20 protein-coding genes are annotated in these 15,829 nt (G+C 68.3%); 6 read left to right on the top strand and 14 right to left on the bottom strand.

What is annotated here, in order from left to right; all coding sequences use genetic code 11:
* Nucleotides 1-16: 16 nt before the first annotated feature.
* Nucleotides 17-391 carry a hypothetical protein gene (locus ACFRIC_RS16610; RefSeq protein ID WP_382785627.1) on the bottom strand — a complete coding sequence of 125 codons (375 nt, stop codon included), beginning with the start codon at nt 389-391 and terminating at the stop codon, nt 17-19.
* Nucleotides 392-430: 39 nt separating this feature from the next.
* Nucleotides 431-895 (bottom strand): hypothetical protein, encoded by a 465-nt coding sequence (locus tag ACFRIC_RS16605; RefSeq protein WP_382785963.1) that lies wholly within the window; start codon nt 893-895, stop codon nt 431-433.
* A 400-nt stretch (nt 896-1,295) separates the two neighbouring features.
* On the opposite strand from ACFRIC_RS16605, the gene ACFRIC_RS16600 reads away from it, so the two are divergent.
* Together ACFRIC_RS16600 and ACFRIC_RS16595 are read left to right on the top strand one after the other, a co-directional pair.
* The gene (locus ACFRIC_RS16600) at nt 1,296-1,931 is read left to right on the top strand and encodes an SMI1/KNR4 family protein (RefSeq protein WP_382785625.1); all 636 of its coding nucleotides are present in this window, start codon (nt 1,296-1,298) and stop codon (nt 1,929-1,931) included.
* Between the two features lie 457 nt (nt 1,932-2,388).
* On the top strand, nt 2,389-2,715 hold the full coding sequence (locus ACFRIC_RS16595) for a hypothetical protein (RefSeq protein ID WP_376458375.1): 327 nt from the start codon (nt 2,389-2,391) through the stop codon (nt 2,713-2,715).
* A gap of 369 nt (nt 2,716-3,084) precedes the next feature.
* Here ACFRIC_RS16595 and ACFRIC_RS16590 read toward each other — a convergent pair whose 3' ends face one another.
* From ACFRIC_RS16590 to ACFRIC_RS16570, 5 genes are all read right to left on the bottom strand, one after another.
* Nucleotides 3,085-4,635, bottom strand: a complete 1,551-nt coding sequence (locus ACFRIC_RS16590; protein ID WP_382785622.1) for a hypothetical protein — start codon at nt 4,633-4,635, stop codon at nt 3,085-3,087.
* A gap of 164 nt (nt 4,636-4,799) precedes the next feature.
* A complete protein-coding gene (locus ACFRIC_RS16585; protein WP_067344253.1) occupies nt 4,800-5,120 on the bottom strand; it encodes a helix-turn-helix transcriptional regulator in 321 nt (106 codons plus the stop codon).
* 18 nt (nt 5,121-5,138) lie between these two features.
* Nucleotides 5,139-6,200 carry a tyrosine-type recombinase/integrase gene (locus tag ACFRIC_RS16580; RefSeq protein ID WP_382785618.1) on the bottom strand — a complete coding sequence of 354 codons (1,062 nt, stop codon included), beginning with the start codon at nt 6,198-6,200 and terminating at the stop codon, nt 5,139-5,141.
* A gap of 82 nt (nt 6,201-6,282) precedes the next feature.
* A complete protein-coding gene (locus ACFRIC_RS16575; RefSeq protein ID WP_382785615.1) occupies nt 6,283-6,654 on the bottom strand; it encodes a hypothetical protein in 372 nt (123 codons plus the stop codon).
* A gap of 79 nt (nt 6,655-6,733) precedes the next feature.
* The gene (locus ACFRIC_RS16570; RefSeq protein ID WP_382785612.1) at nt 6,734-7,261 is read right to left on the bottom strand and encodes a hypothetical protein; all 528 of its coding nucleotides are present in this window, start codon (nt 7,259-7,261) and stop codon (nt 6,734-6,736) included.
* Nucleotides 7,262-7,593: 332 nt separating this feature from the next.
* On the opposite strand from ACFRIC_RS16570, the gene ACFRIC_RS16565 reads away from it, so the two are divergent.
* Entirely contained in the window at nt 7,594-7,791 is a 198-nt protein-coding gene (locus ACFRIC_RS16565; protein WP_382785609.1) for a hypothetical protein, read from the top strand.
* A 51-nt stretch (nt 7,792-7,842) separates the two neighbouring features.
* On the opposite strand, the gene ACFRIC_RS16560 is transcribed toward ACFRIC_RS16565, so the two are convergent.
* A complete protein-coding gene (locus tag ACFRIC_RS16560) occupies nt 7,843-8,475 on the bottom strand; it encodes a DUF2461 family protein (protein ID WP_382785607.1) in 633 nt (210 codons plus the stop codon).
* A gap of 288 nt (nt 8,476-8,763) precedes the next feature.
* Between ACFRIC_RS16560 and ACFRIC_RS16555 the strand changes: the two genes are divergently transcribed.
* Nucleotides 8,764-9,228 (top strand): hypothetical protein, encoded by a 465-nt coding sequence (locus ACFRIC_RS16555; protein ID WP_382785604.1) that lies wholly within the window; start codon nt 8,764-8,766, stop codon nt 9,226-9,228.
* 206 nt (nt 9,229-9,434) lie between these two features.
* On the opposite strand, the gene ACFRIC_RS16550 is transcribed toward ACFRIC_RS16555, so the two are convergent.
* The 5 genes from ACFRIC_RS16550 to ACFRIC_RS16530 form a co-directional block, all read right to left on the bottom strand.
* Nucleotides 9,435-10,298: a carbamoyltransferase C-terminal domain-containing protein gene (locus tag ACFRIC_RS16550; RefSeq protein WP_382785947.1), complete on the bottom strand. Its 864-nt coding sequence runs from the start codon at nt 10,296-10,298 to the stop codon at nt 9,435-9,437.
* Nucleotides 10,229-10,912 carry a hypothetical protein gene (locus tag ACFRIC_RS16545; RefSeq protein WP_382785602.1) on the bottom strand — a complete coding sequence of 228 codons (684 nt, stop codon included), beginning with the start codon at nt 10,910-10,912 and terminating at the stop codon, nt 10,229-10,231. The genes ACFRIC_RS16550 and ACFRIC_RS16545 overlap by 70 nt, the downstream gene beginning before the upstream one ends.
* Nucleotides 10,913-11,235: 323 nt before the next feature.
* Entirely contained in the window at nt 11,236-11,520 is a 285-nt protein-coding gene (locus ACFRIC_RS16540) for a helix-turn-helix domain-containing protein (RefSeq protein WP_382785600.1), read from the bottom strand.
* Nucleotides 11,520-12,011, bottom strand: a complete 492-nt coding sequence (locus ACFRIC_RS16535) for a DUF2975 domain-containing protein (protein WP_382785597.1) — start codon at nt 12,009-12,011, stop codon at nt 11,520-11,522. Before ACFRIC_RS16535 ends, ACFRIC_RS16540 begins: the two co-directional genes overlap by 1 nt.
* 361 nt (nt 12,012-12,372) lie before the next feature.
* Nucleotides 12,373-13,278 (bottom strand): LysR family transcriptional regulator, encoded by a 906-nt coding sequence (locus ACFRIC_RS16530; protein ID WP_382785594.1) that lies wholly within the window; start codon nt 13,276-13,278, stop codon nt 12,373-12,375.
* A 138-nt stretch (nt 13,279-13,416) separates the two neighbouring features.
* Here ACFRIC_RS16530 and ACFRIC_RS16525 point away from each other — a divergent pair, with 138 nt between their 5' ends.
* Both ACFRIC_RS16525 and ACFRIC_RS16520 read left to right on the top strand, forming a co-directional pair.
* Nucleotides 13,417-14,235, top strand: a complete 819-nt coding sequence (locus ACFRIC_RS16525; protein ID WP_382785591.1) for an inositol monophosphatase family protein — start codon at nt 13,417-13,419, stop codon at nt 14,233-14,235.
* A gap of 50 nt (nt 14,236-14,285) precedes the next feature.
* Nucleotides 14,286-14,882, top strand: a complete 597-nt coding sequence (locus ACFRIC_RS16520; RefSeq protein WP_382785588.1) for an NADPH-dependent F420 reductase — start codon at nt 14,286-14,288, stop codon at nt 14,880-14,882.
* 31 nt (nt 14,883-14,913) lie between these two features.
* On the opposite strand, the gene ACFRIC_RS16515 is transcribed toward ACFRIC_RS16520, so the two are convergent.
* Entirely contained in the window at nt 14,914-15,210 is a 297-nt protein-coding gene (locus ACFRIC_RS16515; protein WP_382785585.1) for a hypothetical protein, read from the bottom strand.
* Nucleotides 15,211-15,829 lie beyond the last annotated feature (619 nt).

Genomic DNA, 15,829 nt, shown 5'->3' with positions numbered 1-15,829 from the left:
CGGTCGGCTGGGCCGATCAGGAAGTTCGCGGGCTCCTCGTCGTCCTCGTCCGGCCCGTCGTGCGCGGCAAGTTCGGCGGGCGCCGCCAGGTCGAGGTGGCTGGCGCTGAACACGGCTCCTCGGTGCCGGTCTCGATATACGAGGGCAGCGCGTCGTCGTTGCCGGTGCCGTAGGTACGGCGCCCGCACTCGGGGTCGGGGCAGCGCCAGATGTCCTCGCCACGACCGTCGCCGGGACGGTCGCGGTGGAGCACTCCGGGCACGGCGGGGTGCTGGTCGTCGTCATCCCTGTCCTGCGGCCGCGCGGTGCCGAGGAGGCACCGAGACCAGTCCTCAGGCGGGCCGCGCATGTGCATCGCGAGCGCGACCGCGACGGCGGACTGATGTTCCATGAGCTGCTTCCAGCGCGGTCTGGATGGGATCGTGCAGAGTCATCGCGTCCCCTCCCGGGTCCCGAGGATGAACAGGCCGTTCGTGCGGACCTCCATGCGGAGGAAGTACCGCTCCAAGTCGAAGTCCGCGTCCGCGCGGAGATCATCGGCCGGACGGGTCCAGTCGGCCAGGTTGGCCACCTCGCGGGCGGCCCGGAGCGCGTCGTCCTCGGAAGGGAAGGCCGCGAGCGCCTTGCCGGAGTGATGGCCGAGCCGCCACGGGTTGGCGACACTGTCACCCTCGCGGTGCTCCAGCGGCAGTTCGTAGACGAACAGCCCGGGCGCCGGCTCGATGGCCGGCAGCGTGACTGCGCGGTCGAAACCGGGGATGACGAGCTTGTACGGGACAAGCGGCAGCGAGACGGGATCCGGGTCGACCGCGGGGTGCGTGAAGCGGACCGGCTTGCCCAGGCTTCGGGCACAGCGGATTTCGGCGCGGGTGGAGTCGCCGATGTAGTTGCCCACGAAAGCGCCTGAGTTCGAGATTTCTGAGGCGCTGGCACCACGAACTTGGCCCTGCCTCCCGGGATCCTCGGCTGTGTACGGCTCGGTTCGGACTGATTCGGTGTTCAGGTCAGTGAGTGCTTCCAAGAGAACGCGAGTCGTTTGCCGATGAGCGCGGGAGGCACCCCGAAGGCGGCCAAGTCGATGTTCACGAGTTCGGGAGGCGTGCCGCTGACCTGGTGCGGACATGTACTCCGAACCCCAGGCGTCACGCTCTGCGCACCGCGCTACCAGAATCGCCGCCAGCCGCGACCAGGTCGCTGGCTGCGCCCGTACCCGTATGCAGGAGCTCTCCAGAGCTTGGATGTGTCTCTGCCAGAACGATCGGTAGAGTCTCGGAGACGAGAGAAGAGATCCTCCGATGGACTCCCGCATCACCCGCATACGCTCCAAGCTGGCGAAAATCCCCTACCAGGCGCAACGAAGCCACTCGGTGTGCGCGGAGCGCCACCAGTTCCGCCTCGGCCCGTGCATCAGCGCTTCGGAAGCCGACGCCTTCGAGGCGGAGCACCGCATCGTCCTTCCTGCGGCCTACCGAGCGTTTCTCATCGAACTCGGGGGCAGCGGTGCCGGTCCCTTCTACGGTCTCCTTCCGCTGGCGGAGTGCAGGCTGTTCACGTTGAACCGGAAACCGGCGGACGGCAGCCCGCGGGGATTCACTCATGTCGACCAACCGGACGCGCTGCAGGGTGACCTGTTTCTCCACATCATCGAGATGGGCTGCAGCGATCTGTGCCTGATCGCAGTGACTGGCCCCCTCACCGGCCGTGTGGTCACGGGCAACGCGGACGGCTTCTGGCCCCCGAACGTCTCCTCCGCACAGGACTTCCTCAGGTGGTACGAACGGTGGCTCAACCATATGCGGGACGGCAAAGACAATCGCGCGCTGGGACTGACCTCCCCGGCAACCATCGCGACTGCCCCATGGGGTTTCCGCGCCACAGTCAGTCCTCGCCGCCAGTACATCGATGGCGCCGACCCAGCCGTCAGTACCTGATTCGTATCCCTATCGGTGCTCGTCTGCCGACGTGGTCCGGGGCCATGTAGCGTCAGGGCCAGGGGGATGAGTTGAACTTCGACGAGAACGAACCGCAGTCTGTTCGAGAGGAACGCTTCGCCGCAGAACGGGCCGAGCGCTGAGAGGCACGCAAGGCTGCGTCGCTCGACTCGCGGGGAGCCCACCTTGGCGCGGCAATCGTGACCATCGCCTTGGTCCTCCTCAGCTAGAACGGGAAGCTGGTCGCTCTGGGCATCGTCGGCGGAGTCTTTCTGCTCTGGTTCTCCACAGCTCTCGCATGGGCCTACGCCGACGGGGACCACGGACGACACGCGCTCCAGCGCGCGTACAACGTCACTTTCGGATGGGGCGACGGGTTCTGAGCGCCAAGATCAAAACCGAGGGGAGAAATTTGACGTTCGAGGCGTTGAGGTCCGCTCTGGCCCGGGATGGCTCCATGAGCGGGCCCGCGGCCTTGGCCGCTCTGCTGTCGGGCGCGCGGTGGGAGGTCCCTGCGAATACGGCCTCGGCCCGCACGTTGTGGGCGATCTGGTGCGACCGGCTGGACATGCTGGTGGAGACCGGAGAATTTGATCCGGGTCGGCTGGAGAGCCTGGCTCAGGCTGTGGACGGGCTCCACGATGCAGGAGACATGCGGGTGTACATGGCCACGGTCATCGACCCGCCACGCCGGTTTCACGTCTATCTCTCGGAGGACCTCGCCCGCTGTGTCGGGGCGTGGGAGGGCCGCGTGAACGAGCAGACTCCCCGAACGGCGACCTGAACCAAGGCGGCCAGGTCTTCCTGAGGACCTGATCCTGATCCATTCGTGAGAACCGTGGTCGGGTGGGACTCTTGGTGAGGAGGTATGCCCTGAGTTGGACCTCTCGCCATCCGGTTCAGGGATGTGCGAGTGAGTGGCTGACGGTCCTTGGGCTCGGCGTGAGGGCGGGTTTGGCGGGAAGTGCGGTTGGCGGTCGCGGTGGTGACCGCGTTCAGTCGCGTGTGTATTCGCGGGAGGCCGGCTGGCTGGCCCGGCGGGACCGCCGACGGTGGTGCGCCTTTTCATCAGGGTGATCGCGGCCCAGGTAATCAGCGGTTCGGAGTGCTGGACGAGGCGTTCGTAGTCGGGCGCAGTCGGGGCGGTTGCCGGTTACGGCGTGCCCTCCTGATCTCGGCCGGACAAGGGGTCAGGGTGGAACGTCCGGGTGTAGCGCAGTCCGGTGTCGGGCGTGATGTTGAATACCGCGCAAAGGTGTTGCGGGTCAGCGCCGGTTACGGCGGCCTCTTCGAGGATCCGGTCCTCGCGGAGTCGTTGGGCGGTGACCGGAAGATCCTTGACCAAGGGCTGCATCCAGCCGATGGTGACCGGCGTGCGAGAGTGCGCGGTCTGCGAGCTGAGGAACAGGTGGGGGTTGCGGGTGTGTGGCCAGCGTGAGTGGCGGAGTTGGATGTAGTCGGCGGCGGCCTGACGGGTGAAGGCGTCGAGGGGGTGGTCGATATCGCCGTGCACGAGCCGGCCGCCGGTGAAGTCGACGGCAGCCAAAGGCAGTGCTCTTGCCTGGTGGGGGTAGAGCGCGTGAATGCCGATGAGGGCGACCAGCAGCTTTAGGGCGGGGTCGCCCTCGGCGGCCGCGGCCAATGCCTGGATCGCCTCGGGACTCAGCGGCGTGGACACCGAGCTGGGCTTCGCCCCCAAGCTCACGCCGCGTGCGGGGTTGGCGAACAGCAGCCGTTGGCTCTTGAGGGTCTTGAACATGTTGCGCAGCGCGACTGCTTCATGGTGCGGTGCCGCGCACTGGGACAGCCACTCCGTGAGGTCGGCGCGGGTGACCTGGCGAAGGGTGCGGTAGCGCTTCGAGCATTCGAGGAGGAATGGGATCGAGGCGTCGACCTGGTTACGGACGGTGGCCGTCGAGCGGGGACGGCGGCGAGGCCCACCATGCCGGACGATGCGGATCCACACGAGGGCTTCTGCACGGATCTCCGGGTGCACGCTGCTGAGTCGGCGTTGGATCCACGCGTCGAGAGGGTCGATGCGGTCGTCGTCGAGAAGGTCGAGGTGAGCGAGCACCTCAGTGACCCGGGTGACGGCACGTGTGGCTCGCTGGCGCGGCAGAGTGGCGACAGTGCTGGCCTTGATGCGTTCGTGCCGGCCGTGCACGGCGGTCAGCAGGTACAGGCTTCGCAGCACCCGCTCGCGCAAGGCCGGTGACCAGCCTTGGGCCTCGGCGCTCACCTCGGCCTGCGCGGAGACGTAGGCGGTAAAGGCGGGATCGATGGGCTCGACATCGGGCACGGTGACGCGCGACATGTCCCGCTCGGCGACGAACAGCGGATCCTGCCGCCACCGAGGCATCACCCAGGATGAGAGGCCAGTGTGCTGGTGCGCTTCGGGTGAGCCGCGTTCCTGCGGTCCAGTGGCAAGGTGGACCCGCCGGACCAGATCGGCGATGAACAGCTGCTGCCCGGTGGTAGCCGCGGTGGTGAGGTCCGGTCGCTGCCACGTCCGAGGAACGGCTTGGGCCTGGCAGCGGCAAAGTCGGCACACCCCGTGCTTGAGTAGCGGCACGGTGCGGCGGCAGGTCGCACAAGTGCCGATCTCGTGGCCGCGGTTACGCAAGGAGGTGCAGGCGGCACAGCGGCCGTGGCGGTGCCAGGTGCCCCAGGCGAAGCAGTCGCTGCAGCTGTCCGCGTACGGCACGCGGGGATGACAGCGACGGCAGTAGCCGCCGACGTAGTGGGCGTCGCTGCCGCATGCTTTGCAGGTCGGCGGCGGAAGTTCGGGATGCAGACAGCTGAAGCAGCGGAGCCGGCCGTACTCCGCGACCTTGTCGCCGCACTGCTTGCACGGCCTGGGCCTCAGGTTCACAGCGGTGGCTCCGTCCGACCGACCCGACGTTCGATCCTGGGGTGCTCGCCCGCGACCGCCGCCGGGGCGGACGTGCTTGCGGGACGACGAGCGCGGGCCTTCTCGGGCTCCGGGGCCAGAAGGTCGTTGGGTTGGCAACCCAGGACCTCGCAAATGATGTCGAGGTCGTCCAGACGGATGGTGACCGGCTGCCCGGACCACAGATTGGACATCTTCCCCGCGCTGATCGTCAGGCCCGCGTCGGCGAGCATCGACTGCAGCTGCGAGGACTTCCAGATGTCACGCTGCGCGGCGGCCAGCCGCAGGTTCCACTTCATTCCGGCTCCTGTCCTGGGCTATCCGGTGAACCGAGACGCGGCCCGCTGACCGGCGGAAGTCCAGGCATCCTCGATGTGGGTCTTGTTGACGTGCACGTAGATCATCGTGGTGTTGATCCAGCGATGACCGAGCAGCTCCTGGATAGCGACGACGTTCATGCCCTGTGCGTACAGATCGGACGCGGCGAAGTGCCGGAGCGCGTGCGGAGTAGCACGGCCGGACCAGCGAGGCAGGTGGCGCTGCACTGCCTCCGCCATCGCGCCCCGGATCGCGCTGGTGCTCACGCGCTTGCAGCGGCCAGCGGGATCGCGGCGCTCGGAAGGGAACAGCGGTGCACCGGGCTCATCGAGGTGCCCGTCGAACTCCCACCGCGGGCCCTGGAGCCACCATTCGAGGAGTTCACGAGAACCGTTGATGAGCGGGACCAGGCGCTCCTTCTTCTGACCGCGGCTGCCCTTGCCGCGTAGCAGCACCTTGCCGAAGGTGCCCAGGTCCCAGCGGATGTCGTGGACTTCGAGCAGGCACAGTTCCGAGACCCGCGGGCCGATGAGGCTGGCCAGGCGGCATGCGGTGTAATTACGGACACACGGCGCGTACTTCCGAGCCGAATGTAGATCGTCGCGCCATCCGGCGAAGAGCCGATCGACATCCGCGGCCGGCGGCGGGATCCGCACGCGCAGGTTGGTCTTGCCTCGTGGGCGGTTGATCTCATCAACCGGGCACTGCACCAGCACGCCAGTCGCCGCGTGGATATCGGCCTGATGCCGCACCTCCAGGAACTCGAAGTACGTTGCCAGGGACTGCGCCTTGCGGACCTTCGTCAGCGTGGCCAGCCGTCGCTGGTCCTCACCGAAGAACCGGTCGAGGTCAGTCGGGACCAGCTCCCAGAGAGGGCGGCCGCACCAGCCGCGCACCTCCATCAGCGCATCCACGTCGCCGGAGATCGTCTCGTCGGCGATCCCGGCCGCAGCCCGGGCGAGCACGAACTCAGACAGCAGGTCCTGCTCGAAGTCCGCGATGTCCTGCGGCGACTCCAGCAGCGGTCGAGATCGGATTGGTGCAACGACAGCGAGCGACATCCCGCCCCCTCAACTTCGCCATACCCAGCGAAACCTCAGAGTGCCGGATGGAAGCTCATGAATTCTGAGACTTCCTCGCTGTTCACCCTTGAGGGTGACACAGGGCCGTCGACGCACTCCGCAGGACCGGGCGCACCGCCCGCGGGGAGCGGGGCAATGGGGAACTCGGGCGCACATTCACAACGAGGACCTCGTCCGCGAGCTGGATCCTCGCCCGGTGCAGTTCGCCGAACCGGGTCTTCAGGGCCTCCGCCTCGGCGGGGTCGGCCCACAGCGGGTGGGGCTCCTTCATGTCGCAGCCCGGCTTGACGACGATGCGCCCGGCGACGGATTCCGTCACCTCGGCCTCCGCCATCTCTGCCATGAAGCGGGTAGACCCGCAGATGGCGACGACGACGGGGATACAGAGGGTCTCCTTGGCGGCGGCAAGGCGGGCGGCAGCAGGTAACGTCACGATGTCTCCTGTTTGTTGGTGTGGGTGAATCCGAGGGACGGGTCCGTGGGCTCATGGGCTCCCACGATCAGATGCAGGCTCACGACCGTTCCCCCTGGCCGCCATCAGCAGCGTCGAGATCGGCGCGAGGAACGGTGTGTCCGCCGAAGGCCTCGGCCGACAGGTGCTGGCGCGCGCTGCCGTCGAGCAGCTGCGCGAAGGCGGCGCGGAAGACCTCCGTGTTCTCGGCGGTCATCGTGTACGCGAGGACCTTCTGCCAGGAGGGGTGCGCGGGGTCGTAGAGCGGTGTGATGGGCGCCGCGGTGCCCTCGGGCCACCAGCCCATGCGCACGCCGCGCGGCACTGCTCGGGACAGTGCGATGGTTGGGCCCCGCAGTTCGCCGTGGAATGCCGTGCGCAGTTCTTCGGCGGCCTTGTGGCCGTCGGCGTCGACGATGAGGCGGGCGAAGCGGAGCGCGTTGTCCGACAGCGTCGTGAGGTAGCGCACCGCCCGCTCGACGTCCCACTCGGTGCCGACCGCGAGGGTCAGCTCGTGGCGGTGGTCCGCGATCAGTGCGAGCAGTCTGCGCTCGAATTCTTCCGACGCGCCTTCAATGGTGATCTTCATTCAGTCTTCCGGTGAATTCTCACCCGGTTCTCCGGGCGCTACACGACGAGTGTGCCCCCTCGGGCTCCGCCTCGCATAGCTCCCGAAGAATATGGCCAGAATTCTGCATGCTGTAGCTGCACGCCGCCCACCACAACACAGACCTGCGGGCCACTGCTTCATCTGCGGTTGTCTCAGCTCTCGGTGCATCCCCGCCGGGTTTACTGAGGCCGCTCCGGACGGGCAGACCGCTAACCTGCGGTGTCTCACGGCCCGCTATCACCCAGGACGGCGGTGCGGTCGGTAGTGCGGTGGCGCCGTATGGCGGAAAACGCGGGGGCGTTCTGCGCCGGATGTTCGACCACATCATCGCGCTGCGCGGGGGCATCGCCCCAATCCGCGCCTACATGCCCAAACTCCTGCCGGACGTGCTCTCCGAGGTCTTCGATCCGGGGCCCGTCTTCGACTATGCCGTCTCCCTGGCCGAGGTGCCTGACGGCCCTCGGGCGATGGACCACCGGTCGGCGCTGAAGGTGCGCGTCACCTTCTGAGTGCGGGGGCCGATGGCGGTTCCTCCCGTGCCGCGCGGGGCCCTCGTGACGTCAGACGGCGAGCTTCACGTAGCGGACCAGCCACATCAGCAGGGCGTCCAGGTCAGCGGCGGCCAGGAGGACTCGGTCGACCGCCTCGGGGGTGTGCAGCCACTCCTCGCAGCCGAGGGGACGGGCGGCGATCAGAGAACGGTGGCGCAGCAGGTTCGTACGGGAGTGGTCTGTCGGATAGCCGCGCGGGGGGCGTTTCATCACGTCCCCGGAGATGTCGTAGCCCTTCTTCCGTACGTCCTCGACGATGGCGGACAGTTCGCGTCCGCTCCCCTCGGAGGCCACGGCTTTGCGGAACATGTCCACCTGGCCGGGATCGGGGTACCACCAGGCGCCCTGGATCCGCAGACCATCCAGGGAGAACCGGAGACCGATCTCGATCTTGCGGCCGAGCCGGATCACCGCGCCCTGGTGCTGCCACCACCAGGAGTTGGTGCGGTAGTGCCAGACGGAGAAGTCCTCGTACCGGGAGTCGGTGTCCGCGACCTCGTTGAGCAGGGCGATCATCGGCTGCCGGACCAGGCGTTCGCGGTCCGCGCGGTAGCGCTCGCGGGTCGCGTGGGTCGGTTCGCCCTGGAGCTGCCACAACACGTCCATGGCCTGCTCCGGCCAGCCGGTGAACTGTCCGCGCATGCGCGCAGGCTAACCCATTGGCTTTGTTCACGAGAACGAGCAGCAGATGTGAACGACTCCCGGAGGCACTTGCGGCGTCTGTGGAATCGAACGGGATGGGCTCGCGCGCGTCTGTCCGGCGCAGCGCGCGCGTTGTATCCGTTTCTGATGCGAGGAATAGCCGGTGCGAGTGATCACCTGATGTCACTGCGCGATCTCGCTCTTACTCTCTGTCACCGTCGGGAGGCGGACCTCCTGCGGCAGCAGCCGCGTCCGGGGCGTTCCGTCTCGACGTAGAAGGAGCAGCTCATGAGGTTCGGAAGGATTGCCTGGCGGTCCGCGGTGACCGCGGCCGTGCTGGCGGGGTTCGTCTCGGTGGTGGCCTCGCCGGCTGCATCCGCAGCTGGGACAACCGCGATTGCGGGCGCGTCGGCCGCCCGCGCGGTCCAGCACAGAGACATCGGTGACGTCAGCTACACCGACTTCCTGGGCGGCCGGGTCACGTTCACCCAGACCGAGACCAGCGCGGTCCGCATGAACGGCCAGTTCAACGACGGTTTTGCCGACCCGAACGCGTCCTGCGCTCTCTATATCGGCGATCTGGCGCCGGTGGACTTCAGCGGCATCGGCGCGACGATCAACCCCCCGGGGACCTCAGCCTTCCAACACGACTTCGAGGACACGACCATCGACGACTTCATCGGCTTGCGTGTCCGCGTCATCTGCGACAACGAGCTCATCGCCGTGAGCGACCCCACCGTGCCTGTCGAGTAACGCCATACTGAACTGCCCGCCCGCCGAAGCGAGCGGAGTAGTCCCACACGCGCCCTGGTGGCTCCAGCTCGTGCTGAGCTGGAGCCACGCTGCTGTCCGTACCGTCCGGTAGGACAGCCCGCTCAACGGGCGAGTTCCGGCTCAACCGAATCGAACAACCACCGGCTGACGTGCCTCCCGAAGTGGTGAACATCTGCTGTCGCTTCTCATGAACAAAGCCAACCGATGCATGCGGCGTCCAGATCGCAGTCCTGGAGTGTGGCGAGGGCGTGAGCGGGGGTTTCGACGATGGGTTCGCGGTCGTTGAAGGAGGTGTTCAGGACGACGGGCACTCCGGTGAGCTGGTGGAAGTACTGAATCAGCGCTCCGTAGGCGGGCGTGGTGGCCGGGTCGACGGTCTGGACGCGTGCGGTGCCGTCGACGTGCACGACTCCGGCGATCTCGTCGGCGCGAACGGGGCGGACGGGCGGGGCCAGCAGCATGAAGGGGCTGGCCACATCGAGGTCGAACCAGGCGGAGGCGTGGTCGGCGAGGACGGCCGGCGCGAAGGGCCGGAACGGTTCGCGGTGCTTGATCCTCTGGTTGAGGGCGTCGGAGCTGGCGGTGGTGCGGGGGTCGGCGAGGATGCTGCGGGCTCCGAGGGCACGGGGGCCGAGCTCGCTGCCGCCCTGGAACCATCCGATGATCTTTCCGGCGGCGATCATCTGGGCGGCTGTCCGGGCGATGTCACTCTCGCGGCGCCACGTGAACGCAGTCCTGCGGCGTTCGACGAGCCCCGAGCGGGGATCGCGGCGCAGGGCCTGTTCGATCTCCTGAGGGGTGTAGTCGCGGCCGAAGTAGTCGTGGGACAGCGGCCTGCGGGGCAGGTCGCCGGCCAGACGGTGCCAGGCGTACAGGGCGCAGCCGAGGGCCTGGCCGCGGTCGGATGAGGCGGGTGGGCCGAAGTAGCCGGCGACCGTGTCCAGGCGGCGGATCTTGTCGGCGGCGACGCAGTTGAGGGCTACGCCACCCGCGAGGCACAGGTTGCCGAGACCGGTTGCGGCGATCGTCTGTTCGGCGAACGTGCACAGGGCACGCTCGGTCTGGCTCTGGACGTAGGCGGCGGCGTTGATGCCCAGTTCGTCCTTGCCGCGGCTGCCGTGCGGGCCGAAGTCGAATCCGGTGCGGGCGGCGAGGTCGGCGACGCCGGGGGCGTGGGTGCGGGTGCCTCGTAGGTTGCGCCGATCCCGGCGGAACTAGCGCGGGTGGTGAGGTTGTCGCCGAGGCGTTCGATGCCGGCGAGGGTGGTCCGGTAGTAGGTCTCGATGTCGTTGTTGTTGCCTCCTCCGTCGACGACCAGCACGGTCGCTTCGTCGTACGGGCTGAGGAAGCAGGCGGTATAGGCGTGGCTGAGGTGGTGGTCGACGGGGATGATCCTGGCCGGGTCGATGCCGAGGTGGGTGAGACCGGTTTCGGCCCGGGTGGGCGGGGTGCGGCCGATGCCGCTGACCGCGACCAGGTCGACGTCGGAGAGCGTCAGGCCCGCCGCGCGCAGGCAGTAGAGAAGGGAGGGCTGCCATCCGGGACTGTAGCGGGTGCGGTTGAGGCGTTCTTCGCCGATCGCGACCATCGTGGTGTAGGTGATCAGGGCGGCGCCGCCGTCGTGGCCGAGGTTGATACCGACGACGCAGGGGGTGTGCGGCATCTGGCGGCCCTCCACTCAAGGTCGGCGAGCGGGTCCCACAGGCGAGTGCTGCCGGAGTGATCGCGGCGCAGGGCGCCGAGTTGGCACAGCTGAACGGTGTCTCAGCGGTGGTGGATCGGGGGGTGAAGGGGTGTCCGAAGCCCTCCAGGCCGCCGAGCCTGGCGTAGGGATCAGTAAAGTAGCCGTCGAGCTGAGGCCGTGAGTCCAGGGTGGGTGTGCGGGTGAGGCGCCGGGCGCTGTGGTCGAGGCCGACGTCCGCGAGCAAGGCGGAGATCTGAGCGAGGACGGTGTCCGTGGTGGCGCCGTCAACGAGACCGCGCCGATCACAAGGGTCGGGCACCTCGGCCTGACACTTCGGCGGTGTTCGGGATCTCCTCTGACTCGTCCTCGGCACCCTCTACCTCCTCGGCTTCCCAGCGAAGCAGGTCGCCCGGCTGACACTCCAGCGCCTCGCAGAGCGCGGCGAGCGTCGTGAAGCGCACTGCTTTGGCGCGGCCGTTCTTCAGTACCGCCAAGTTGGCGGGGGTAATCCCCACGCGTTCCGCGAGTTCACCCACCGACATTTTCCGCCTGGCCAACATCACGTCGATGTCGACGGCGATCGGCATCAGATCACCTCGTCCAAGTCGGCCTGCATCTGTGCCGCCTCGACGTCACGGGCGACGGCTTGGGCGAGCAGCATCCTCAGCACGAGCACGATGAGCGCGATTCCCAGAATGGCCACGCCGATCCCGCCCATGATGAGGGTGACCCCGGGGTCGTCCCGCTGGCCGGGCGCGTTCAGGGCCGTGACCGTGAACCACACGAGAGCGGCCGCGACGATCGCGCCGATGATGATGTCCACGTACCGGAAGGCGGCGTGGGAGAACACGGTTCCACGTCGCACCATCGTCACCAGCCGCCATACGCAGACCAGGGCGACCTGAGCCGTCCCGATGCCCAGGATCGTGATCACCCGCAGCGGGGTGAGCGGGAGCGACCCGTCCTCCGGGTCCTTCCCGCTGATCAACGCCCACAGCATCAACGCCTGTACGAACACGCTGCCGGTGAGCACCACCACGAGCACGGCACGCAGCGCACGCACGGTGAGTTTCCCCATGCTTCATCCTTCCATCGATCTACGATGGAAATCTATCGAATATCGATACATGAAGCAACGGCGCGGCAAGCCGTGGGCAGCGACTTCACTCGGCAGGCCGGGGCGCGCCATCGCCCCCCTTCAGCGGCATGCGCGATACGAAGACCCTCGACTTGGCCCAAGTCGTCCTGGCGCAGGCTTGATCCGACGCCCGGACGACCGCGCCGAAGCCTCGCATCCGGGACCGTTGTGCACGGCGGGCCACGCTCCGGGCCCTGCGCAAGAGCGCGCGAGGCAGGCATCGCCATCGGCCTGTACGCGACCCAGAGCGTGGGGACATCCCCTGAGCCGGTGCTCCCGATCGGCGGGCCGAGGGCGCCGGCTACGACTCTCCGCACGTGGCCAGCGCGGTTCGTGCCAGACCCCGCAGCCAGGCGTGGGCGTGGTCGGTGTCGTAGCGCTGATGCCACGACAGGTATATCAGTGCCAGGGGTAGTTCGAGCGGGAGGGGAAGCACGACCAGGCCGAGGTCGGCGACCGCTGACCGCGTGGTGGCTTCGGGGACGCTGATCAGGAGATCGGATCCGCGCGCGAACTCCAGCGCGGCCGCTTCCGTGGGCGCGGTGGCCACCACTCGGCGGGTGAGGCCGAACTGTACGAGGGCGTCGTCGAGGGCGTTGGTGAGGTTTCCACGGCGCGAGACGGTGACGTGCTCAGCGGCGGCGTACTGCTCGGCCGTGAGGGACTCGACGCGTGTGAGGGGGTGATCTCGCCTCACGACGACCACGAGACGGGTCTCGCCCACGTTCTCGGCACGGATGTCCGGTGCGCTCGGACGGTTGGCGTTCGCCTCGAGGTCGACCTCGCCGCGTCGCAACTCGGGTGTGTCGATGCTCGACTCCGCGACGAAGCGCAACCGCACGCCCGGCGCCTGTGCGCGAACGGCCGTGAGCAGCGCGGGGCCGCTCAAGGCGACCAGGGAATCGTGCCAGCGGAGGGTGAACGTGCGCTCCAGCGTCGCCAGATCGAGTTCACGGCTCGGCGCCAGCACTCCCTGGACCTGCTGCAACAGCTCGTGCACCTGTTCCCGTACGGCGATCGCGTACGGTGTCGGGGTCATCGTGCGCCCCGTGCGCACCAGGATCTGGTCCCCGGTCGTGTGCCGGATCCGGCCCAGGCTGCGGCTCATCGCCGGGGCGGTCACGTGCAGGCGCGCGGCCGCCCCGGCCACACTCCCCTCCTCCAGCAGCGCGTCGAGGGCCGTGAGCAGATTCAAGTCCAATTGCATGTGAGTAATCCTAGCCGTGCTTGACATGCATTTGAAGTTAACGATGGGGCTCTATACCTTCGAATCAAGAGCGCAGGACGGAACGCACAGCGCGGCCCGACCAGCCTCAACACCCCCCATCGACAAGGGAGTACCACCATGTCCGCAACGCTTCAGGCCGCTGACGTCATCGCCTCCGACGCCGACTTGCTCAGCCGGACCACCGCCGTCGTGCGAGCCGCCGGATCGGCGCTGCGCGAGCGCTTCGGCGAGGTGGTCCGCTACGAGACCCGCGAAGAGCTGATGGACGCGCTCGCCGCCAACGACGACGCGGCCCTCGACATCCTGCGCCCCGGCCTCACCAGCCTCCGTCCGGACGCAGGCTGGGTGGAGGACGAGCTGGACGGCGGGGCGCTGCCGGCCGGCGAATGGTGGGTCGTGGATCCGGCAGAAGGCAACGTCAACCACCTGCACGCCCTGCCGGAGTGGGCGGTCACCGCCACCCTCGTTCGCGAGAACAAGCCGGTGCTCACCGTGGTCCACCTGCCGCTGACCGGCGAGACCTACACCGCGCTCAGCGGCGCGGGCGCCCACCTCGACGGCCGGCCGCTGCGCGTCGCCGAGACCGCGGACCTCGGCCTGAGCATCGTGGCCACCAGCCAGGCCCGGCCGGACGAGGACGAGAAGGTCGTACGGCGCGTCGGCTCCTCGATCACCGCGATGCTCTTCGACGCGCTCGTCGTCCGCACCGCCGTACCCGCGACCCTGCACCTGACCAACGTGGCCGCGGGCCGGATCGACGCCTTCTGGCAGTACTCCGGCGCCCGCGCGGACCTGCTGCCCGGAGCCCTGCTCGTCACCGAGGCCGGCGGGCGGATCTCCGACGCCGAGGGCCGCCCCTGGACCCCGCAGAGCGAGAGCTTTCTGGCCGCCGCGCCCGGTATCCACGCCGAGGCCGTCGCCACGCTCTCGCGCTGACCGCGCACCACCAGCACCACTACCTGTACGTACGAAAGGACCAGATCACCATGACCACGATTGCAGTTCTCGGAAACGGCCGCGTCGGCGGCAGCCTCGCCACCGCCCTCACCCGGGCAGGGCATGAGGTGACCGCGGTGGACCGCGCTCCGGGCGCCGCCGCCGACGCCGCCCGAACGGCCCAGATCGTCATCAACGCCACCCCGGGCGCAGGCTCGCTCGAACGGCTCGCCGCACTGCGCGAGGAACTGCGCGGCAAGATCCTCGTCGACGTCTCCAACGCCACCGTCGACGGCCCGGACGGACTTCCCGCCGACCTGATCTACCCCGGCTCCAGCCTGGCCGGGCAACTCCAGGAAGCAATCCCCGAAACGCGCGTCGTCAAGACGCTCAACACCATGCTCTACACGGTGATGACAGCGCCCACCTCACTCGCCCAGCCGCCCACCGCGTTCCTCTCGGGTGAGGACCCGGGAGCCAAGCAGGCCGTCCGCGGGCTCCTCGAGGACCTCGGCTGGCACCAGGAGTGGATCACGGACCTCGGCGGGATCGGCACCGCGCAGGCCGCCGAGGCCGCGGTCCTGTTCGTACCCCACGTGATCCGGTCCAGCGGATTCGCTCCCTTCGCCCTATCGATCGCCCGCTGACGGGAGCGGGAATCCGCCGCCGACCACCCAGTCACGTCGCTCGTTTGACGGACCCGGCGCGGACCTTGCGTGACGGGGCGTGGTGAGCCGGGCCGCCCGTCTCCGGGGGCTGAAGGCTCCGCAGGGACAGGGTGGCGGTGAGGAGGAGGCCGGCGAAGACGGTCAGGAGGAGGGCGGACACCCACATCTGCCGACTCCCGGCGGACTGCCAGGCCGTCCAGAGGGTGGACGCGCTCCACACCAGGATGCCCATCCCGTAGAAGGTTCGGACGCGGTGCAGTTGCCGCACGGCCCGCAGGAACATGACGCGCTCGGTCTTCTGTGCCATGCGGGGCCGTGTACCCCGATCGGGCACGGATCACCGGCCGGATCGGAGCCTTGCGAAACAGACCGAGCAGGCGTGCTCAACTCCGCCCGTTGGTCGGGGACCGGGAATGTGCCACTCCACGGGTGCGGACGACTACAGGAGGCTCCCGCCGGTCACTCCGACGTCGGCCGGACCGGCAGGATCCCGTCGGGTACGTCGGCGACCACAGCCTCCCGCGTCGCGAGAGGGTCTCACCGCTCCGCAAGTCGGACGCCGGTGTCCGCGCCGTCGCCCTTCTGGCCTTCCCTCACAAGGAGGTGGGGCAGTACCTCGCCTGGTCCGCCGAGAAGGGACCGGACGGCTTGGTCTTCGTGGAAGGGAAGGGGGGCGACTTTCCGCCGTACCTCGTTCGGTCGGAAGTAAAGCCGGGCACGCTCGGCTGCGGGGCTCCCGGAGGGCTTCCGTTTCTACGACCCTCGTCTCACTGTCCCCGCCATGTCGCACAATCGCGAACTGTCAACTACTGCTCATGCGGCCCTGATTCGCTCTGTCCTAGGCACCTTTCCCGCCGGACAGATGGGGTGGATCACGATGGAGTCATCGAACGCTCAGGGTCGAAACGCGGCTGGAACGAGGGGTG

The organism is Streptomyces sp. NPDC056738 (assembly GCF_042790435.1).
Classification (GTDB): domain Bacteria; phylum Actinomycetota; class Actinomycetes; order Streptomycetales; family Streptomycetaceae; genus Streptomyces.
This window is presented reverse-complemented; position numbering and strand designations above follow the sequence as displayed.

Bases quoted from the DNA above. Each gene is read 5' to 3' on its own strand.
- ACFRIC_RS16560 (WP_382785607.1), bottom strand. From the start codon at position 8,475: ATGCGCGGACAGTTCACCGGCTGGCCGGAGCAGGCCATGGACGTGTTG.
- ACFRIC_RS16595 (WP_376458375.1), top strand. From the start codon at position 2,389: ATGAGCGGGCCCGCGGCCTTGGCCGCTCTGCTGTCGGGCGCGCGGTGG.
- ACFRIC_RS16610 (WP_382785627.1), bottom strand. From the start codon at position 391: ATGGAACATCAGTCCGCCGTCGCGGTCGCGCTCGCGATGCACATGCGC.
- ACFRIC_RS16570 (WP_382785612.1), bottom strand. From the start codon at position 7,261: ATGAAGATCACCATTGAAGGCGCGTCGGAAGAATTCGAGCGCAGACTG.
- ACFRIC_RS16585 (WP_067344253.1), bottom strand. From the start codon at position 5,120: ATGAAGTGGAACCTGCGGCTGGCCGCCGCGCAGCGTGACATCTGGAAG.
- ACFRIC_RS16540 (WP_382785600.1), bottom strand. From the start codon at position 11,520: ATGCCGATCGCCGTCGACATCGACGTGATGTTGGCCAGGCGGAAAATG.
- ACFRIC_RS16530 (WP_382785594.1), bottom strand. From the start codon at position 13,278: ATGCAATTGGACTTGAATCTGCTCACGGCCCTCGACGCGCTGCTGGAG.
- ACFRIC_RS16555 (WP_382785604.1), top strand. From the start codon at position 8,764: ATGAGGTTCGGAAGGATTGCCTGGCGGTCCGCGGTGACCGCGGCCGTG.
- ACFRIC_RS16515 (WP_382785585.1), bottom strand. From the start codon at position 15,210: ATGGCACAGAAGACCGAGCGCGTCATGTTCCTGCGGGCCGTGCGGCAA.
- ACFRIC_RS16520 (WP_382785588.1), top strand. From the start codon at position 14,286: ATGACCACGATTGCAGTTCTCGGAAACGGCCGCGTCGGCGGCAGCCTC.
- ACFRIC_RS16600 (WP_382785625.1), top strand. From the start codon at position 1,296: ATGGACTCCCGCATCACCCGCATACGCTCCAAGCTGGCGAAAATCCCC.
- ACFRIC_RS16525 (WP_382785591.1), top strand. From the start codon at position 13,417: ATGTCCGCAACGCTTCAGGCCGCTGACGTCATCGCCTCCGACGCCGAC.
- ACFRIC_RS16535 (WP_382785597.1), bottom strand. From the start codon at position 12,011: ATGGGGAAACTCACCGTGCGTGCGCTGCGTGCCGTGCTCGTGGTGGTG.
- ACFRIC_RS16580 (WP_382785618.1), bottom strand. From the start codon at position 6,200: ATGTCGCTCGCTGTCGTTGCACCAATCCGATCTCGACCGCTGCTGGAG.
- ACFRIC_RS16565 (WP_382785609.1), top strand. From the start codon at position 7,594: ATGTTCGACCACATCATCGCGCTGCGCGGGGGCATCGCCCCAATCCGC.
- ACFRIC_RS16545 (WP_382785602.1), bottom strand. From the start codon at position 10,912: ATGCCGCACACCCCCTGCGTCGTCGGTATCAACCTCGGCCACGACGGC.